Consider the following 18,265-nt stretch of genomic DNA (forward strand, 5'->3'; position numbering starts at 1 on the left):
GGTTTTGTACTTTCACAGATGAACGAAGTATGCTAAAATTTTTGTTAAAATTCAAGTACAAAAAGGTTTTTTTTTCAGATAATTTGTTCACATATTTGTTGCTCTAATCAACCCGGGAGAAAGAAATTTTTCTCTTTTTCTTATGGAAGTCACAACTAACGAAATTATTAAAAATTTAGAATCCGGAATGTCAGAAACTGCGCAATCAGTTTGGAATAGCTGTCTAGCTTTCATTAAAGATAATATTACTCCCCAGGCATATAAAACCTGGTTTGAACCTATACAAGCAGTTAAACTTTCGGACAAAGCTTTAAGCATTCAGGTACCCTCAAAATTCTTCTATGAGTGGCTTGAGGAACATTATGTTAAACTTCTTAAAGTTTCGTTAAATAGAGTTCTTGGGGAACAGGCAAAATTAGTCTATGTCATTAGGATGGAAAACACCTATGGTAATAAACAACCTTTCACCGAAAAGATACCCAGTACGAATAGATCCAATGTCGCTTCCCAGGAAGTTGATGTGCCAATAAAGAATAAAAATCCGGAGCTTAAAAATCCGTTTATCATCCCCGGGATAAGAAATGTAAAGATCGAATCCCAGTTAAATCCCAATTATAACTTCGATAATTTCCTTGAAGGAGATTCGAACAGGTTAGCGCGCTCAGCAGGATTAGCTGTAGCCAACAAGCCGGGAGAAACTTCTTTCAACCCTTTGCTGATCTTCGGGGGAGTAGGATTAGGGAAAACCCACCTGGCGCATTCGATAGGGATCGAGATCAAAGACAAGTATCCTGAAAAGACGGTTCTTTATATTTCTGCAGAAAAATTTACTCAGCAGTATATCGAATCTGTAAAAAAGAACAACAGGAATGATTTTATTCATTTCTACCAGATCATTGATGTGCTCATAGTTGATGACATCCAACTGCTTTCGGGAAAAGCAGGAACTCAGGATGTGTTCTTTCATATTTTTAATCATCTGCACCAGAACAGAAAACAGGTGATCCTTACCAGTGACAAGGCGCCGGTAGATATGCAGGATATCGAACAGAGATTGCTCTCCAGGTTTAAATGGGGCCTTTCTGCCGAACTGCAACATCCTGATACTGAAACCCGCGTATCTATCATCAAAAGCAAGTTATACCGCGACGGTGTTGACATGCCCGAGGAGATAGTGGAGTTCCTTGCCAATAACATTAAAACGAACATCAGGGAGCTTGAGGGGGCGATCATTTCTTTAATTGCTCATTCTTCCTTTAACAAGAAGGATATTACCCTTGACCTGGCTAAGAAGATCGTAGATAATTACGTCAAGAATACCAAACGTGAAGTTTCCATAGACTACATTCAGAAGATCGTAAGTGAATATTTCCAGATGGATGTGGAAACGCTCCAGTCAAAAACCAGGAAACGTCATATTGTACAGGCCCGCCAACTGGCGATGTTCTTCGCAAAGAAATTTACTAAAGCCTCTTTGGCGAGCATAGGTTCCCAAATTGGTAAGAGAGACCATGCAACGGTTCTTCACGCCTGTAAGACTGTGGACAACCTCGCTTCAACCGATAAGCAATTCATGAAGTTTGTTGAGGACATCAACAAAAAACTGACCCTTTAGATATGAAAACCCGGATCCTGATGGTGTGTCTTGGCAATATTTGCAGGTCACCCCTGGCCGAAGGCATTCTCAAATCAAAAGTAGATCCCAATAAAATTTTTGTGGATTCTGCCGGAACCAGCAATTATCACGTGGACGATTCTCCCGATCCCCGATCTATTGCTATTGCAAGAGAGAAGGACCTGGATATCACTTCCCAACGCGGGAGACAATTTTCTGTTAAGGATTTTGACAATTTTGACAGGATCTATGTGATGGATATGTCAAACTACCACGATGTGATTTCCCTTGCGAGAAGCGAAGAGGACAGGAAAAAAGTTTCCCTTATCCTCAACGAGATCTTTCCGGAAGAGAACGTGGAAGTTCCCGATCCTTATCATGGCGGTACAGATGGGTTTACAAAAGTCTATGAAATGCTTGATGAAGCCTGCGAGGTAATAGCTCAAAAACACCAATAATTGAATAATCCTTTCGCTTACTCCGGAAAATTATATTTACTACCTACTACCTTGGGAGATAATGACCCGATGGAAGTTTTACCCGCGAGTGTTCAACAGAAGGTTCAGCGGCTGGAAATTTTTATTGCTGAAAATGAAAAGACCGCCCGTCGCGCTATCAAAAAACTGGTGCCTGAAAAGTCCCAACCTTCACTTAAATTTTTTCTTCTCAATAAACATACAGATCCCGCAGAGATTCCCTCATTTTTGAATGCCTGTAAAGAAGGTGAAGATATTGGCCTTTTAAGCGAAGCAGGTTGTCCCGGGGTAGCCGATCCAGGAGCCGAAGTGGTAAAGATAGCCCACAGGGAAAGAATTCAGGTGGTGCCTATGGTTGGCCCTTCCTCTATTTTACTTGCAATGATGGCTTCAGGAATGAACGGACAAAATTTTGCTTTTAACGGCTATCTCCCAATTGACAAGGCAGCCAGAAAAAGCGAGATCAGAAATCTCGAAAAACTTTCAGTAGAAAAGAATCAGGCGCAGTCTTTTATTGAAACTCCTTACCGGAACAACAAAATGCTGGAGGATCTGATTCAGATCTTAAATCCTTCCACAAGAATTTGTGTTGCCTGTGATCTTACCCTTGGTACAGAATTTATTTCTACCAGAACAGCTTCAGAATGGGCTAAAACAAAAATGGACCTTCATAAAAGGCCCACTATTTTTATAATACAGAAGGATTACTAACCTTCGCCGACCTGTCCGGCACTACGAAGGAGGTGTCATATCCCTCAAATTTCTTGAAGTAATGTTTGATCGAAGTTCCAAATCCGTCATTAAAGCTATTGGTCCCGTTGCTGCGAAGAAATTTCTTTACATTTCCCGGACCGGCAAGATGAGCTGCTGCTAAAATTCCCGACTCGGTGATATTTATACCATTTACAACTTTATTGGTAAAGCGCTCAATGTCCCTTCTAAGGATCCATTTATTGCGGGCAGCGTTCGCATAAAATGCAGCTTCCTGCAACTCGGGAGAATTTAAGAAAAGATTAGTATCCCTAATCCCAATCAATTTAAGAGTGCCTCTTCCAAATTGATATTTTCCCATATAACCAAAATCATTGATCACTTTATAATCTCCACCCGACTCCTTGAAGCCAAGAGCTTCTTTAAAGGCTACATATGATTTCCCTAATTCGGGATATGCGCGTAGGCTGTGATCCATAACCGGAACCTCTGGTGCGGCAGGAACATCGTAGACCAGTTCCTCATTCACCGCCAAAAACTCATTTAAAACTGCATCTGAAAAATCATTGGCCTTTTTAGTAGAAAAGCCGTATATAAATATAGATGCTCCTAAAACCGGTAATACTGAAAATTTTGCAATTCTCTTCTTCATCCTTTTTAATTTTACGTTCAGAAAAAGCTGTAAGAATTTTCCAAATCGGCCTGCAAATGTAAGAATTTTTTTAATAATCTTACAATCAGGATGTTAAACCCTTCTTAACAACTTTTCGGTTGAATTCGGGATGTTGCATAGAACGTGCCAAAAGAGGTTTTAGTATTGAAAACTGTGCTATACCGGAAAATAAAACTATCTGTTAATTCTCTGCTCATTGATCCAGCGCACGTATTCTCTCTTGTTTGCATTGTGCTGGGCCAGAGTTTTAGCGAATTTATGATACCCAAAATTTTTTACATCTGCCACAAAATAAAAGAAATCATGGTTCTCATAATTGAGCACGGCATCTATGGAGGAGATATCGGGCATAGTGATAGGCCCCGGAGGTAAATCGATATTCTTATAGGTATTGTAAGGCGAATCTATGGTGAGATCTTTATACAGCACCCGTTTTATAATAGTATCAAAGTTATTAAGATTATCCTTTAACGCATAGATCACAGTTGGATCTGCTTCAAGTTTCCATCCTTTTTTAATCCGGTTCATGTAAACACCTGCTACTTTTTTCCTTTCATCCACCTTAGCTGTTTCTTTTTGAACGATGGAAGCAAGGACCATTACTTCATGAGGGCTAAGACCAATTTCTTCAGCTTTTTTTAATCTTTCCGAAGTCCAGAACCGATTGTATTCTGTTCTCATTCTCTCCCTGAATTCTTCTGCTGAAGTATTCCAGTAAAATTGATATTTATTGGGAACATACATTCCCAAAGCATTGTGTTTATTGAATTCATACTGTTTCAAAAAAGCTGAATCTCTCATGACTTTTAACAAGGCTAAACTATCGGCTTCAATTTGACCGGCCACTCTGCCGGCAAGATCTTCCAGGCGCTCTTGGTTATTAAAGGTCACCCATACCGGCTCATTGGTACTTCTAAGAGTATTAATAATATCATTATTGCTCATGCCTTTCTTCAGGATAAATCTTCCTGCTTTGATATTAGTAACATATCCTTTCTTTTCTGCAACCAGATCAAATTCCTGCCGGTCATCTATATATGGATATAATTCCTCCCTTACATCCTGGTAAGATGCACCTGTAGGGATGTAAACATCAACGGTATCTTCTGAAAAAGCTGTATTAGAAGAGAAAATGACATTGTAAATGTAATAAGAGAAACCTGCCAAACCTACCAGGCCTAAAAGGGCAATTATGACTAATATTTTTTTGATGTACATTAATTTATAAGTTGATAGGTGAGTTCTGCTTTGTATTCTCCGTTCACAAGATTCCAATCCTTTTTATTGGCAATAAGCTCAAATCCTGCTTTTTCAAAAAGTATTTTACTGGTAGTGTTATCTTCTCCCACGTGTGCATAAACCTGGTGCAGCCCCAGATGGGTAAAGCAATATTTACAGATCAATTCTAAAGCTTCGGTCCCATAGCCTTTTTTTCTGTTCTTCTCATGAAAAATAACAATTCCCAGGGCTGCTCTACGATTCTTAGGATCAAAATCAAAAATGTCGATAAAGCCAACTGTATCCCCGGCAATAGTACAGATTACCAAACGAAGCTGCTTCACCTCATAGATATCCTTATGGGAATTTTCCAGGTATTGCTTTAGAATGTAACGGGAGAAAGGATAGCTTGTGGCACTTACCTCCCAGAGATCTTCCTTGTTCTCCACCTCGAATAAAAAGTCAAGATCTTCCGGTTCCAGGGCACGCAAATAGACCAATTCTCCTGTTAATGTTAACATGATATTTCTCCTTTAAAAACTTGTTTTGCAGGTCCTGTAAGCCAGATATCTTTAAAGGTATCTCCTGCCGGAGTAAATTTTACTGAAAGCTCTCCTCCCGGAGTGCTAAGGTGAACGGTTGATGCTGAAGTTTTACCTGATGCATGTGCAGCCAGGGCCACCGCTGTAACTCCTGTTCCACAGGAAAGAGTTTCATTTTCCACTCCCCTTTCATAGGTTCGCACCTTAAAAGTAGCTTCATCCACAAAAGTCGCAAAATTTACGTTGGATCCGCCGTGTGGGGCATAAGTTTCTGAATATCTTATGGCGGCACCTTCTTTTTTGACATCCACTTCATCCACATCTTCTGAAAAAATGACATGATGAGGGGAACCTGTATTAAGGAACAGGGCATTTTCCTTCTTTTCTATTCCTGTCACATCCATCATTTTTAAGCCTACCAGTTCATTCTGAATAACAGCTTCATGAAATCCGTCAATTGCAATAAAAGCCGCTTCTTCTGAAATAATGCCTAAATATTTCGCAAAGGCTACGAGACATCTGCCACCATTCCCGCACATGCTGCTTTCATTTCCGTCAGAATTAAAATAGACCATTTTAAAATCATCCCGGGGATCCTCAGAATTTTCCAGCAGGATCAATCCGTCTGCTCCTATACCAAATCTTCTGTCACAGAGAAATTGAATTAGATTGGTATCATTTTTGGATAAAACTGAAGTACGATTATCTACCATTATAAAATCGTTCCCGGTTCCCTGATATTTATAAAATGTAAGATTCATCGGGTGAAATTTAGGGACCAAAGATACAACAAACCTAAAAAAATGGTTGACGATAAAAATTTGATTAAGATCGAATCGTTAATTATTAAACATGGGAATTATAAGTACAATTTTAATTAAATCGATACATAAAATGAAGAAAGTTTTCAGCCTAGTTATGATTTCTGTTCTCGGCGGAATCCTCACCCTTGGAGGTTACCTCCTGTTTTTTGATAATGATCAAATTTTTGTCCAGGAGAGTCCGGGAATTCCCGCTTATACTCCGGTGAACATGAGCAGTTTGCCTGAGGCTGCTAATGCCGATTTCACCGAAGCCGCCGGCAAAACAGTAAATGCCGTGGTGCATGTTAAGAACATGGCCATCACCAGAAACCCTTTTTATGGCACCCGTGAAGGAAGAACATTGCAGGGTACCGGGAGTGGCGTCATTGTTTCGCCAGATGGTTATATTGTCACCAACAACCACGTGATCCAGAACGCCAACCAGTTACAGGTAACCCTGAACAATAACAAAAGTTATATGGCCGAGGTTATAGGAACAGATCCCAACACCGACATTGCACTTTTAAAGATTGACGCAGAAGACCTGGAATATCTTCCTTTTGGAGATTCAGATAATGCAGAGATCGGGGAATGGGTCCTGGCAGTTGGAAATCCATTTAATCTTACCTCCACCGTCACGGCCGGAATAATTTCAGCAAAATCCCGGGATCTAGGGATGAATAATCATCCTTCTTCTTTTATACAAACAGATGCAGCTATTAATCCAGGAAACAGCGGAGGTGCTTTGGTAAATATTTATGGCGAACTCATAGGGATCAATACTGCTATCACCTCCCAAACAGGGACCTATGTGGGATATGCATTTGCCGTGCCTTCCAATAATGCCAGGAAAATTGTGGAAGACATCCTTGAATTTGGAGATGTACAGCAGGGAATTTTAGGTATTCGTGGAGCCCAGGCTGCAAACCTTCCAAAAGAATTAGAAGTTAAAATTTCTGAAGGGGTTTATGTATACCAGGTGGAAGAAGGAAGTGGTGCAGACAAAGCCGGAATTAAATCTGGAGATATTATTAGAAAAATAGACGATGTGGTAATCAACAAATTCTCAGATCTTACCGGCTATATAGGTTCTAAGCGTCCCGAAGATGTGGTGAAGGTTCAGGTAATAAGAGATGGAGATAATAAAGTCTTTGATGTAAGGCTTACCAAGTATGAAGTATTTCAAATAAAGGAAATAGGTCTTGAAGTGGCCAATGCTACCTCTGCAGAATTGAAACAACGTAATATTTCCAACGGAGTGAAGATCACCCGTGGCCTTACCCCTCAAATGCAAAATGAACAACTATATGGCACCATCATTATTGCCATTGATAATGAGCCGGTAAAGAATATTGAAGATGTAGAAAGGATCATGAATAGCAGGAAAAGCGGAGATCCCATTTCTGTGACTTTTGTAAGTCCGAATGGAGAAAAACAGAAATATGTCTGGAGATAAATTTTATCATCATCAATACAATTTAAAATACCTGCAAAACAGCAGGTATTTTTTTTGTTAAAACCTCTTTACGAAAACGTTTGAAATATATATTTTTGCCGCAGTTTGTAAAACAACAACAATCAAAATGAACTCGAACGAAGTTTACGAAAAAGAATTAGCCTTCCAGGCAGATCGCCGTAGGGCTGCAGTCCAATTTATTAAAACTGTCAGTGACCTTTGGTATGACAAATCCATCGAGCTTGTGCTTTTCAGGAATCAGTTAATAGACAGGAATGTCAGCGACATTCTCGACCTTCATGAATATGCAGGGGAATTTGTACAAAAACCTATTTCCATCTTTGATTCCGTAGAAATTGCAGAAGCCATTCAAAGGTTGGATTTTCCTCCTTCAAAACTGGATATTGGAAAGTTAACCTATGAATATCACCTGGAAGATCAAAAGCATGCAAATGCCACTGCTTTTGTTTCAGATAAACTAAAGGCTGCCAAAAAAGTTGAAGAACTTACTCCAAAGGATGTAGTGCTTTATGGCTTCGGAAGGATTGGAAGATTGGTTGCAAGGGAATTGATGACCCGCACAGGAAAAGGTAGTCAATTACGTTTAAGAGCTATTGTTACCCGCGGAAAGATCGATGAAACTGTTCTTGAAAAAAGAGCCAGTCTCCTCAAAAATGATTCTGTGCACGGAGATTTCTCCGGAACCGTTTCCTATAATACCGAAAAGAAGTGCCTTATTATCAATGGCACCACAGTTCATATGATCTCTGCAAATGAACCTGAAGAAATTGATTACACCGCTTACGGAATTAAAGATGCCCTTATTATTGATAACACTGGCGCCTTTAGGGACCAGGAAGCACTTACCAGGCACCTTAGCTCCAAAGGCGCAAGTAAAGTTTTGCTTACTGCCCCGGGAAAAGGTATTCCAAATATTGTTCATGGCGTTAATCACACAGCGTATAATCCCGATGAAGTTTCCATATTTTCGGCAGCTTCCTGTACAACAAACGCTATAACCCCTGTACTAAAAGCAGTACAGGATTCTTTAGGAGTAGTACACGGGCACCTGGAGACCATACATGCATATACCAATGACCAGAATCTGGTGGACAATATGCATAAAAAATACAGAAGAGGACGTGCTGCCGCACTCAACATGGTTATAACCGAAACAGGCGCGGGACAAGCTGTTTCCAAAGCCCTGCCTGTTTTTGACGGAAAATTAACCTCCAACGCAATTCGCGTTCCCGTTCCTAATGGTTCTCTTGCCATTTTGAATTTACAGGTAGAAAATCCTACTTCTAAAGAGGCCGTGAACGAGATCATTAAAAAATATGCCCTGGAGGGAGATCTTGTAGAACAGATCAAGTATTCTATCGATAATGAATTGGTATCTACAGATATTGTTGGTTCTGCCCAGCCTTCGATCTATGACAGCAATGCAACCATTGTGTCAAAAGACGGCAACAATGTAATACTTTATGTGTGGTATGATAACGAATACGGTTATAGCCATCAGGTAATAAGATTGGCAAAGTATATCGCAAAAGTGAGAAGATTCACCTATTATTAATTGGGAGTTTAGTTAGTGAAGAGACCCGCCTTTTTGAGGCGGGTTTTTTATTACTTCCTTAACTCATGACTTATTTGAATTTTTGAAACTTTACTTCTACAGATTAGCCGGTCATGCAAAAAAAGAGATTTTGGCTTTTGGCGCTTCTTGGTCTCCTTATTTTAGCAAGGATACTCCTGCCATATTTCCTGGAAAGGTACATTAATGGTGTACTAAGGGATATTCCGGGTTATACCGGTTATGTAGAAGATGTTGACGTAGCACTATATCGGGGAGCCTATGTGATTGAAGGGCTGCACCTGGATAAGGTCAATGCTGAAGTTTCTACTCCCTTTTTAAATTTTCCAAAAGCAGATATCTCCATAGAATGGCGGGCGCTATTTAAGGGAAGAATAGTTAGTGAGATCATTTTACATGAACCCATTGTCAACTACATCTATGAAGACCAGAAAAAAGAAACTCCCGAGGGAAAACCTGAAGTAGCCGACTGGCAAAAGGCGCTCATGGATCTCGTACCCATCGAAATCAACCATTTCCAGGTAATAAATGGAAAATTCAGTTATGTGAAGTTTTCTGAAGATCCAAATATTGATCTGGTTATGGAGCACATTAATCTTATTGCTACAAACCTGAGAAATGTGGAGAATTCCGATAATGTTTTGCCTTCATCGGTACATGCCACAGCCGTATCTTTTGGAGGAGGTAGTGTATTATTGGAAGGAAGAATAGATATCATGAGGCAAATTCCCAATCTGGATATGGAATTCTCCCTTCAAAAAGCCGATGTAAGGGCATTAAACGAGACCTCCTTAAAGTTTGCCGGTGTCGATTTTGCGCGGGGAACTTTTGAACTTTACGCAGAGGCTGCAATTGCAGATGGATATATAAAGGGATATATAAAACCAATGTTCATAGATACCGAGCTTATTGGAGAGGAAGATCAGGGTTTTTTTGAAAAGTTATGGGAAGGTTTTGTGGGTGTTTTCAAATTTTTATTTAAAAACCAGGGCACAGATACTCTTGCCACACGCACTCCTTTTGAAGGAGATCTTAATGAGATTGACACCGGAGTTTTTAAAACCATTCTCAATATATTTAAGAATGCCTGGTTCAATGCCTTTTCTGCAGAGGTTGAGGAGGATATTGATTATCGTGATGCGAAAGAAGCCTCAAAAGATTAACTAAAAAAAATTCTGAAGGTAGAAAATTGTGCAGTTTTAATTCTTTAGTTTTGCACCGCTTTCTCATCGGGTACAGATATTCAGGAAGTTAAAGGGGAAAAAATATATTTCTCTTTGGCAATATCGGGTATCAGGTTCCGTTGTGGTAGTGACAAAAAAAGAATAACTGTTATGAACAAAATCCTATTTTCCTCCCTTTTACTGCTTTACATTAACGTTACTGTTGCCCAGGTTTCTACTGAAACTACTATTGATGAAAAGTTTCAGGAATTAATTACAAATTCTAATAATTTCAAAGGATACAAAGTAGTTGACACAGATCAACTCACCACTTTACAAAAATTAACTTCCAATCGCATAGCTGAACTTAAGGAAGAGATCGCAGCTTCTAAACAGGCAACTGATGCCCAGGAGGCACAAATGGCTCAATTAAGGTCCGATCTTGAATCTATGGAAGCACAATTAAACACTGTGACCTCTGAAAAAGATAATATTTCCTTTCTTGGTATGTCTTTAAGCAAAGCCGGGTACAACACCACTATGTGGAGTATCATTGGAGTCCTTGTATTGGCGCTGGCTTTATTCGTTGTTAGATTTAAAAGAAGCCATATTCATACTACCGAAGCCAGGAAGAATCTCAATGAACTTGAAAAGGAATTTGATGCTTATCGTGTAAAAGCATTAGAAAAAGAACAAAGACTCGGTCGCCTTTTACAGGACGAAAAAAACAAGCAACTTAAGCTGGCGAAATAAGAAAAAGGCTTCTGTTCTTTTGACTAACTTTGACGTTTCAACCGGCAAAGCCGAATTCCCTTTGTTATGCGCATTGATATTATCACCGTAGTTCCCGAAATCCTCACCAGTCCTTTTGAAGCTTCCATCTTAAAGAGAGCCATTGAAAAAGGTCTGGTAGAGATACATCTCCATAACTTGAGAGACTATGTGACCGACAATTACAAACAGGTAGACGATTACCAGTTTGGTGGTGGTGCCGGGATGGTCATGATGATCGAACCCATAGACAAATGTATCTCAGCTTTAAAGGCTGAAAGAGACTACGACGAGGTGATCTACATGACTCCAGATGGAGAAACCTTAAAACAGGGAGTTGCCAATCAACTGTCATTAAAGGAAAATTTAATAATCCTTTGCGGCCACTATAAAGGAGTGGATCAAAGAGTAAGAGAACACTTTATTACCCGGGAAATTTCTGTGGGAGATTATGTATTATCCGGTGGAGAACTTGGAGCTGCTGTATTATGTGATGCGGTAATAAGGTTGCTACCGGGTGTTTTAGGGAATGAAACCTCTGCCCTCACCGACTCTTTTCAGGATAATCTTTTGGCTCCTCCAATCTATACCAGGCCGGCTGAATACAAAGGGTGGAAGGTGCCGGAGATTCTCACATCAGGTAATACCCCAAAGATCGAGGAATGGAGAGAAGAACAGGCATATAACCGCACAAAAGAGCTACGTCCCGATCTTTTAAGTGAGGAAGAAAAATAAATAAATTCTTCCTTTTAAGATTAAGAAAATTTATTACTTTTGCACACGTTTCTGAACCAACCTCTGGCGATCATCGTGAATGTTGCTTTAGACTTTATTTTTAAACCATTAGAAACATGGAATCCTTAATTAAGTTTGTACAAGACGAATTTGTAACAAAGAAAGATTTCCCTGATTTTTCAGCCGGAGATACAATTACTGTTTATTATGAAATTACTGAAGGGCAAAAAACCCGTACTCAGTTCTTCCGCGGGGTAGTGATCCAAAAAAGAGGGACAGGATCTTCTCAAACTTTTACTATTCGAAAAATGAGTGGAACTGTAGGTGTAGAAAGAATCTTTCCTTTAAACCTACCGGCTCTTCAAAAGATCGAAATCAACAAGCGTGGTAAAGTTCGTAGAGCAAGGATCTACTACTTTAGAGAACTTACCGGTAAAAAAGCACGTATTAAAGAAAGAAGAAGATAATCTTTCAAATATACCATTCAAAAAAGCCTCAGAAATTGAGGCTTTTTTTTATGCTTAAAATTTAAGAAATAATTATAACTCGCTGAACCCAAAATACTTGCAAAACCCAATTTCCTTTCGTAAATTTAATACAGAGTTTAAAGCAAAAGAATGTCGCAAGGAATTCTACTTCTAAACTCAGTGTAAAGCAAGATCTTTACATAGGTTTTTACTCTTTTGAACAACAATATACTTAAAATGTATAGTTTGGTTTAATTCAGTAAAAACGTTTGAACCAATACACACACTCTTTTGGGACATGTATTGATTCAAGTTGAAATAACAACATTGCTTGTGAAATGATAGATTTCACTTGAGAATGTAAAAGTTCAGCAATTGATATTGTTATTTCAATAGAGCCATTTCATTATTCAAATAGTGAAATGGCTTTTTTTTTGTCCTTTTTCGACCCCTTTCTTCCCAACATCCCCTGTGAAATAAGCTATAAAAATGGTAAATTGCACATCCTTGAAAAAATAAACACAAAACATATGTCACGAACTACCAGGATCATTTATACAAAGACGGATGAGGCTCCTGCTCTCGCAACCTATTCTTTACTACCTATTGTTGAATCTTTTACAAAACCTGCCAATATCGCTCTAGAAACGCGGGATATCTCCCTTGCGGGAAGGATACTCTCCCAGTTTCCGGAAAGATTAAAGGCAGATCAGCAGATTTCAGATGACCTGGCAGAACTCGGAGAACTGGCAAAGCAGCCGGAAGCAAACATTATTAAGCTGCCAAACATCAGCGCTTCCATTCCGCAGCTAAAAGCCGCTATTGAGGAACTTCAGAAAAAGGGCTATGACCTTCCCAATTATCCTGATGAACCAAAGACAGAGGAAGAGAAAGAAATTCAGGCAAAATACGATAAGGTTAAAGGAAGTGCGGTAAATCCCGTACTCAGAGAAGGGAACTCAGACAGACGAGCACCTAAAGCTGTAAAAAACTATGCAAAGAAACATCCGCATTCCATGGGAGAATGGAGCAAAGACTCCAAAAGCCATGTGGCCACTATGGGCAAGGATGATTTTCGCGACAATGAAAAATCTGTAACTGTTTCCGAGGCTACTACTGTAAATATTCAGCTGGTTGATAATTCAGGAAATACTACCATCCTCAAGAAAAACCTGAAGCTTCAAAAAGGGGAAATTATTGATGGTACTTTTATGAGCAAAAAGGCCCTCTTAAAATTTCTGGAAGAACAGGTAAAAGATGCCAAAGAAAAAGGCGTTCTTTTTTCGCTTCATATGAAAGCTACCATGATGAAGGTTTCCGATCCTATTATTTTTGGACATGCAGTAAGGGTTTTCTTTAAAGATGTTTTTGATAAGTATGGAAAGGAACTGCAGGAAGCAGGCGCCGACCCAAATAGTGGCCTAGGAGATGTTCTTAGCGCGATCAACAGCCTTCCTGAAGAAAAAAAGAAGGAGATCAATGCTGCCATCGAAGCCGATCTTAATGAGGGCCCCGATGTAGCAATGGTAAATTCAGATAAAGGAATTACCAATCTGCACGTACCCAGTGATGTGATCATTGATGCTTCTATGCCTGCAATGATAAGGACTTCAGGAAAAATGTGGAATGCTGAAGGGAAACCACAGGATACCAAAGCAGTGATCCCCGATAGCAGCTACGCCGGATTATACGAAACTACCATCGAATTCTGTAAACAGAATGGTGCTTTTGACCCTACTACCATGGGAACGGTTCCCAATGTGGGTTTAATGGCTCAAAAAGCAGAAGAATATGGATCTCATGACAAAACTTTCGAGCTTAAGGAAGCCGGAAAGGTCCAGGTGATCACAGAAGAGGGAAAAGTTCTTATAGAACATGAGGTGGAAAAAGGGGATATTTGGAGAGCCTGTCAAACCAAGGATGCACCGGTTCAGGATTGGGTGAAACTGGCGGTTTCCCGTGCCAGGGCTACAAATTCTCCGGCAGTATTCTGGCTGGATAGCGACAGGGCTCATGACGCAGAGATCATCAAAAAAGTTAAAGAATATCTTAAGGATCACAACACAGAAGGACTGGAGATCAAGATCATGTCTGTGGAAGATGCTACGCAATTTACACTCGAGCGACTAAAAGCCGGAAAAGATACCATTTCGGTGACCGGAAATGTACTAAGAGATTACCTGACTGACCTCTTCCCTATTCTTGAATTAGGAACCAGTGCAAAAATGTTGTCTATCGTACCTCTTATGAATGGCGGCGGATTATTTGAAACCGGCGCAGGAGGTTCTGCTCCCAAGCACGTACAACAATTTGTGGAAGAAGGACATTTAAGATGGGATTCTTTGGGAGAATTTCTTGCTCTCGCTGTTTCCCTGGAACATCTCGGTGAAAAATATGGCAATGAAAAGGCATTGGTGCTGGCCGATGCATTAGACAAAGCCACAGAAGAGTTTCTTGAAAAAGATAAATCCCCATCCCGAAAAGTGAATGAATTGGATAACCGGGGTAGTCATTTTTACCTTGCGCTCTACTGGGCACAGGCGGTGGCTGAACAAAACAGGGATAAAGAATTAAAAGAACACTTCTCTAAAATAGCAAAACAGCTTAAGGAAAATGAAGAACAGATCCTTCAGGAATTAATAGATGCTCAGGGCAAACCTGTAGATATTGGAGGCTACTACAAACCTGAAGAGGATAAGATCAGCAAGGCGATGAGGCCAAGTAAAACACTTAATAATATTCTGCACTCATAGAATTATCATAAATGCAGTTTCTAAAAGTCGCTTTTCATTAAGCGGCTTTTTTTGTTTTTATTAAATTTTGAATCTCTTTGTATCTTTCAGTTTAAAAATATTTGATCATGACAAGCCAGGCTAACCTACTTCTCCTCTTTTCTCTCTTAATTTCTGCAACCTCTACAGTGTTTTCTCAAAAAAGACAAACAGACAAGGAACTGGAAAAAGCTTTAAAAGAAATAACTTCAGATTTTAATGGTGACGTTGGGATCTATGTCTATAACTTAAAAACAAATAAGGAAGCAGCTATTAATGCCGATACGATTTTTCCAACAGCAAGTGTCATAAAAGTGCCTATTTTACTCGGAGTTTTCCAGAAGATCATCAATGGAGAGCTCAAATACAACGAACCTTTGGTTTATGACGCCAAAAGAGCTTACGGCGGTTCCGGGTTGATGCAATTCTATAAAGACAGCACGCAGACCGATCTACGTACTTCCCTTGCACTTATGATGGGTTATTCAGATAATACCAGTTCCCTCTGGAATCAGGAATTAGCAGGCGGCGGAGAAGGGATCAACACGCTACTCGAATCTCTGAATTTTCAGGATACCCGTGTAAATTCCCGTACAAAAGGCAGAGAGGATATCTGGAAAAGATATGGTTGGGGACAGACCACTCCGCGGGAAATGACAGATATTCTGGTAAAAATACGCAGGGGAGAAATGTTTAATTCTGCTGCCAGTGAAGAGATGTACCGCCTAATGACTAATAGCTTTTATACAGATTATGCCCTCTCGGAGATCCCTCCTTACGTTCAAAGTGCGAGTAAACAAGGGATGGTAGACGACTCGAGGTCTGAACTGGTTATGGTCAATGCTCCTTCGGGAGACTACGCGTTTTACTTTACCACCAAAAACATTGAAGACGAGTCATGGGAATATGAAAACGAAGCCTGGGAATTATCCCGGGAAATTTCCGCTTTTCTGTGGAATTATTTTGAGCCGGAATTGACCTGGAAACCTGCTGAAGGCACAAAAGAATTGACTACAGGAATAAAATACTAGTGTAGAGCTGTGTTATCTTATTATAGAGAGGGTGATAAAAATCACTTAAAACTATAGAATTAATCAATACTTTTGCAGAAGTAAAAAAGTAATTACAAGATGACCATCACTCAACTGCATTATGTTCTTGCGGTAGCCGAACACCAGAATTTCACCAAAGCAGCACAAAAAGTATTTGTAACACAACCTACCTTAAGCATGCAGATCCAGAAGCTGGAGGATGAGTTAGATGTATTGATCTTTGACAGAAGTAAAAAACCCATTGAACTTACCGAAACGGGAAAAAAGATCGTGCAGCAAGCCAGGAATATCGTCAATGAAAGCGATCGTATCAAGGATATTGTAGATCAACAAAAAGGATTTGTTGGCGGACTTTTCAGGCTTGGAGTCATTCCCACGGTCATGCCGACCCTGCTTCCCATGTTTCTTAATACCTTCATTAAAAAATATCCTAAAGTCCGATTAAAGATAGAGGAACTACATACCGAAGCTATTATTGAGAAATTGCAGGATGGGCATTTGGATGCGGCAATTGCAGCCACACCTTTAGAGCTTCCTAATATTAAGGAACAGGTTCTTTATTACGAACCTTTTGTTGGATATATTCCACCGGGCCATAGGCTTCATAGTCAAAAGAAAATTGAGGTAGACGATCTTGACCTCAATGATATTTTGCTTCTTGAGGACGGTCATTGTTTTAAAGATGGAATTTTAAACTTATGTAAAGCTACAAGGAATGCCAACGGAGATCGTTTTCAGCTGGAGACGGGAAGTTTTGAAACCATGGTCAAGCTTGCCAATGAAGGGTTGGGAATGACCCTATTACCTTATTTGCAGACCATAGATATGAAAGAAAACGAGCAAAAGAACCTGCGGATGTTTTCTGAGCCCATCCCCGCCCGGGAAGTAAGTCTTATCTTCAACAAAAGCGAATTGAAGATGCAGATCATTGAAGCTTTAAGAAGTACAATTGCAGGCGTTGTTAAAGGTGCTATAGCTTTTCAAAATGTAAAGATCATTAGTCCCCTCTCCAAAAAGTAGGAATAATAAAAAAGCGGCTTTAAAGCCGCTTTTTTATTTAGATTTAAGGATTAAGGTAAATTAGACACTGGTTTAATTCCGGATTCTGCCGAATTAAGGTGAAAATGTAAAGCTTCAATTCCTCAATTTCGTAAGGTAATAATCTTTGAAGCGCTTTTTTCACCTCCTTGCAGAAAAGCGTTACATCAAAACTTACTTTACTAAGCACGGTCTTGGTGTACTCAAACATCGCTCTTGCCATAGTTGTGATAAATAATTAGTTAACCTGATTAGAATAAGTAGTGGTTATCTATAAGCGAAATCGTTTTCGTTGACTAATTAAAAATACATTTTTTTATTGAAATGACCTGAACAAGAAGCTAATTTAACAACATTAAAATCTATTATCTCCTCCTACCATATTCCCGAGCCCACCAAGAATACTTCCTTCTCCTTTGTCCTTACCGCCTCCCTGAGGTGCCGCCGCTAAAATTCTTCCCGCAAGCCTGCTAAAGGGCAAGGATTGAACAAAAACAGTTCCCGGGCCAGTAAGGGTGGCATAGAATAATCCTTCCCCTCCAAAAAGGCTGTTTTTGATGCCGCCTATAAATTCAATGTCGTAATTCACATCTTTGGTAAATCCTATAATACAGCCTGTATCCACTTTTAATTTCTCACCAGGCGACAAAACTTTTTTTGCAGTTGTCCCTCCCGAATGGACAAAAGCCATCCCATCGCCTTCCAGCTTTTGCATAATGAATCCTTCTCCACCAAAAAATCCACGCCCCAGTTTCCTGCTGAATTCTATGCCGATAGCCACTCCTTTAGCAGCACATAAAAAGGCATCTTTCTGGCAGATGAATTTCCCGCCATATTCTGTAAGATTGATTGGTATTACCTTTCCCGGATATGGGGAGGCAAAGCTTATTTTCTTCTTTCCCGGGACCTGATTCGTGAAAATAGTCATGAACAGGCTCTCCCCTGTCAACAACCTTTTTCCGGCTCCAAGAACTTTTCCCAGAAATCCTTCATTCTGTTTAGATCCGTCACCAAAAATGGTATCCATCTTTACGCCGTCTTCCATCATCATAAAGTTACCGGCTTCAGCAATAACCGCCTCCTGTGGATCTAATTCCAGCTCCACGTATTGCATCTCCTCTCCAAAGATCTTGTAATCAATTTCATGTGCATTCATCTTATAAAAGGTTTAAGGTTTAAT

The 18,265-nt window shown here is 39.8% G+C and carries 18 protein-coding genes; 12 read left to right on the forward strand and 6 right to left on the reverse strand.

Annotation, left to right across the window (positions count from 1 at the left end; translation table 11 throughout):
- Positions 1-187: 187 nt before the first annotated feature.
- From dnaA to CRO16_RS10750, 3 genes are all read left to right on the forward strand, one after another.
- Positions 188-1,615: a chromosomal replication initiator protein DnaA gene (gene dnaA, locus CRO16_RS10740; protein WP_097056464.1), complete on the forward strand. Its 1,428-nt coding sequence runs from the start codon at positions 188-190 to the stop codon at positions 1,613-1,615.
- Between the two features lie 2 nt (positions 1,616-1,617).
- Positions 1,618-2,073, forward strand: a complete 456-nt coding sequence (locus CRO16_RS10745; RefSeq protein ID WP_097056371.1) for a low molecular weight protein-tyrosine-phosphatase — start codon at positions 1,618-1,620, stop codon at positions 2,071-2,073.
- A gap of 69 nt (positions 2,074-2,142) precedes the next feature.
- Positions 2,143-2,802 carry an SAM-dependent methyltransferase gene (locus tag CRO16_RS10750; RefSeq protein ID WP_394341400.1) on the forward strand — a complete coding sequence of 220 codons (660 nt, stop codon included), beginning with the start codon at positions 2,143-2,145 and terminating at the stop codon, positions 2,800-2,802.
- Here CRO16_RS10750 and CRO16_RS10755 read toward each other — a convergent pair.
- From CRO16_RS10755 to dapF, 4 genes are all read right to left on the reverse strand, one after another.
- A complete protein-coding gene (locus tag CRO16_RS10755) occupies positions 2,780-3,454 on the reverse strand; it encodes a peptidoglycan-binding protein LysM (RefSeq protein ID WP_097056373.1) in 675 nt (224 codons plus the stop codon). The genes CRO16_RS10750 and CRO16_RS10755 overlap by 23 nt on opposite strands.
- A gap of 195 nt (positions 3,455-3,649) precedes the next feature.
- The gene (gene mltG / locus CRO16_RS10760) at positions 3,650-4,693 is read right to left on the reverse strand and encodes an endolytic transglycosylase MltG (RefSeq protein WP_097056374.1); all 1,044 of its coding nucleotides are present in this window, start codon (positions 4,691-4,693) and stop codon (positions 3,650-3,652) included.
- Positions 4,693-5,214, reverse strand: a complete 522-nt coding sequence (locus CRO16_RS10765; RefSeq protein ID WP_097056375.1) for a GNAT family N-acetyltransferase — start codon at positions 5,212-5,214, stop codon at positions 4,693-4,695. The genes mltG and CRO16_RS10765 overlap by 1 nt, the downstream gene beginning before the upstream one ends.
- A complete protein-coding gene (dapF, locus tag CRO16_RS10770) occupies positions 5,208-5,996 on the reverse strand; it encodes a diaminopimelate epimerase (RefSeq protein ID WP_097056376.1) in 789 nt (262 codons plus the stop codon). Before dapF ends, CRO16_RS10765 begins: the two co-directional genes overlap by 7 nt.
- A gap of 133 nt (positions 5,997-6,129) precedes the next feature.
- On the opposite strand from dapF, the gene CRO16_RS10775 reads away from it, so the two are divergent.
- The 9 genes from CRO16_RS10775 to CRO16_RS10815 all read left to right on the forward strand — a co-directional run bounded on the left by CRO16_RS10775 (position 6,130) and on the right by CRO16_RS10815 (position 17,067).
- Positions 6,130-7,494, forward strand: coding sequence for a trypsin-like peptidase domain-containing protein (locus tag CRO16_RS10775; RefSeq protein WP_097056377.1), 1,365 nt, complete (start codon positions 6,130-6,132; stop codon positions 7,492-7,494).
- Positions 7,495-7,621: 127 nt separating this feature from the next.
- Entirely contained in the window at positions 7,622-9,070 is a 1,449-nt protein-coding gene (locus tag CRO16_RS10780) for a glyceraldehyde-3-phosphate dehydrogenase (RefSeq protein WP_097056378.1), read from the forward strand.
- A gap of 113 nt (positions 9,071-9,183) precedes the next feature.
- Positions 9,184-10,251, forward strand: coding sequence for a DUF748 domain-containing protein (locus CRO16_RS10785; RefSeq protein ID WP_097056379.1), 1,068 nt, complete (start codon positions 9,184-9,186; stop codon positions 10,249-10,251).
- Positions 10,252-10,422: 171 nt separating this feature from the next.
- On the forward strand, positions 10,423-11,004 hold the full coding sequence (locus CRO16_RS10790) for a hypothetical protein (protein WP_097056380.1): 582 nt from the start codon (positions 10,423-10,425) through the stop codon (positions 11,002-11,004).
- Positions 11,005-11,070: 66 nt separating this feature from the next.
- Positions 11,071-11,757 (forward strand): tRNA (guanosine(37)-N1)-methyltransferase TrmD, encoded by a 687-nt coding sequence (gene trmD, locus CRO16_RS10795; protein WP_097056381.1) that lies wholly within the window; start codon positions 11,071-11,073, stop codon positions 11,755-11,757.
- A gap of 116 nt (positions 11,758-11,873) precedes the next feature.
- Positions 11,874-12,224 carry a 50S ribosomal protein L19 gene (gene rplS, locus CRO16_RS10800; protein ID WP_097056382.1) on the forward strand — a complete coding sequence of 117 codons (351 nt, stop codon included), beginning with the start codon at positions 11,874-11,876 and terminating at the stop codon, positions 12,222-12,224.
- Between the two features lie 530 nt (positions 12,225-12,754).
- Entirely contained in the window at positions 12,755-14,977 is a 2,223-nt protein-coding gene (locus CRO16_RS10805; protein ID WP_097056383.1) for an NADP-dependent isocitrate dehydrogenase, read from the forward strand.
- Between the two features lie 107 nt (positions 14,978-15,084).
- A complete protein-coding gene (locus tag CRO16_RS10810; protein ID WP_097056384.1) occupies positions 15,085-16,026 on the forward strand; it encodes a serine hydrolase in 942 nt (313 codons plus the stop codon).
- 99 nt (positions 16,027-16,125) lie between these two features.
- Complete coding sequence (locus CRO16_RS10815; RefSeq protein ID WP_097056385.1) at positions 16,126-17,067, forward strand: LysR family transcriptional regulator; 942 nt, start codon at positions 16,126-16,128, stop codon at positions 17,065-17,067.
- A gap of 43 nt (positions 17,068-17,110) precedes the next feature.
- On the opposite strand, the gene CRO16_RS16335 is transcribed toward CRO16_RS10815, so the two are convergent.
- Both CRO16_RS16335 and CRO16_RS10825 read right to left on the reverse strand, forming a co-directional pair.
- Positions 17,111-17,308: a hypothetical protein gene (locus CRO16_RS16335; protein ID WP_097056386.1), complete on the reverse strand. Its 198-nt coding sequence runs from the start codon at positions 17,306-17,308 to the stop codon at positions 17,111-17,113.
- Between the two features lie 132 nt (positions 17,309-17,440).
- A complete protein-coding gene (locus CRO16_RS10825; protein ID WP_097056387.1) occupies positions 17,441-18,241 on the reverse strand; it encodes a TIGR00266 family protein in 801 nt (266 codons plus the stop codon).
- Positions 18,242-18,265 lie beyond the last annotated feature (24 nt).

Origin of the sequence: Salinimicrobium sediminis (assembly GCF_900215295.1) — a bacterium.
Lineage (GTDB): Bacteria > Bacteroidota > Bacteroidia > Flavobacteriales > Flavobacteriaceae > Salinimicrobium > Salinimicrobium sediminis.

Coding starts and splice junctions, on each gene's coding strand:
- CRO16_RS10825 (WP_097056387.1), bottom strand. CDS start 18,241: ATGAATGCACATGAAATTGATTACAAGATCTTTGGAGAGGAGATGCAA.
- CRO16_RS10785 (WP_097056379.1), top strand. CDS start 9,184: ATGCAAAAAAAGAGATTTTGGCTTTTGGCGCTTCTTGGTCTCCTTATT.
- CRO16_RS10790 (WP_097056380.1), top strand. CDS start 10,423: ATGAACAAAATCCTATTTTCCTCCCTTTTACTGCTTTACATTAACGTT.
- CRO16_RS10755 (WP_097056373.1), bottom strand. CDS start 3,454: ATGAAGAAGAGAATTGCAAAATTTTCAGTATTACCGGTTTTAGGAGCA.
- CRO16_RS10775 (WP_097056377.1), top strand. CDS start 6,130: ATGAAGAAAGTTTTCAGCCTAGTTATGATTTCTGTTCTCGGCGGAATC.
- trmD (WP_097056381.1), top strand. CDS start 11,071: ATGCGCATTGATATTATCACCGTAGTTCCCGAAATCCTCACCAGTCCT.
- CRO16_RS10745 (WP_097056371.1), top strand. CDS start 1,618: ATGAAAACCCGGATCCTGATGGTGTGTCTTGGCAATATTTGCAGGTCA.
- CRO16_RS16335 (WP_097056386.1), bottom strand. CDS start 17,308: ATGGCAAGAGCGATGTTTGAGTACACCAAGACCGTGCTTAGTAAAGTA.
- CRO16_RS10765 (WP_097056375.1), bottom strand. CDS start 5,214: ATGTTAACATTAACAGGAGAATTGGTCTATTTGCGTGCCCTGGAACCG.
- CRO16_RS10810 (WP_097056384.1), top strand. CDS start 15,085: ATGACAAGCCAGGCTAACCTACTTCTCCTCTTTTCTCTCTTAATTTCT.
- CRO16_RS10805 (WP_097056383.1), top strand. CDS start 12,755: ATGTCACGAACTACCAGGATCATTTATACAAAGACGGATGAGGCTCCT.
- CRO16_RS10780 (WP_097056378.1), top strand. CDS start 7,622: ATGAACTCGAACGAAGTTTACGAAAAAGAATTAGCCTTCCAGGCAGAT.
- rplS (WP_097056382.1), top strand. CDS start 11,874: ATGGAATCCTTAATTAAGTTTGTACAAGACGAATTTGTAACAAAGAAA.
- mltG (WP_097056374.1), bottom strand. CDS start 4,693: ATGTACATCAAAAAAATATTAGTCATAATTGCCCTTTTAGGCCTGGTA.
- CRO16_RS10750 (WP_394341400.1), top strand. CDS start 2,143: ATGGAAGTTTTACCCGCGAGTGTTCAACAGAAGGTTCAGCGGCTGGAA.
- CRO16_RS10815 (WP_097056385.1), top strand. CDS start 16,126: ATGACCATCACTCAACTGCATTATGTTCTTGCGGTAGCCGAACACCAG.
- dnaA (WP_097056464.1), top strand. CDS start 188: ATGTCAGAAACTGCGCAATCAGTTTGGAATAGCTGTCTAGCTTTCATT.
- dapF (WP_097056376.1), bottom strand. CDS start 5,996: ATGAATCTTACATTTTATAAATATCAGGGAACCGGGAACGATTTTATA.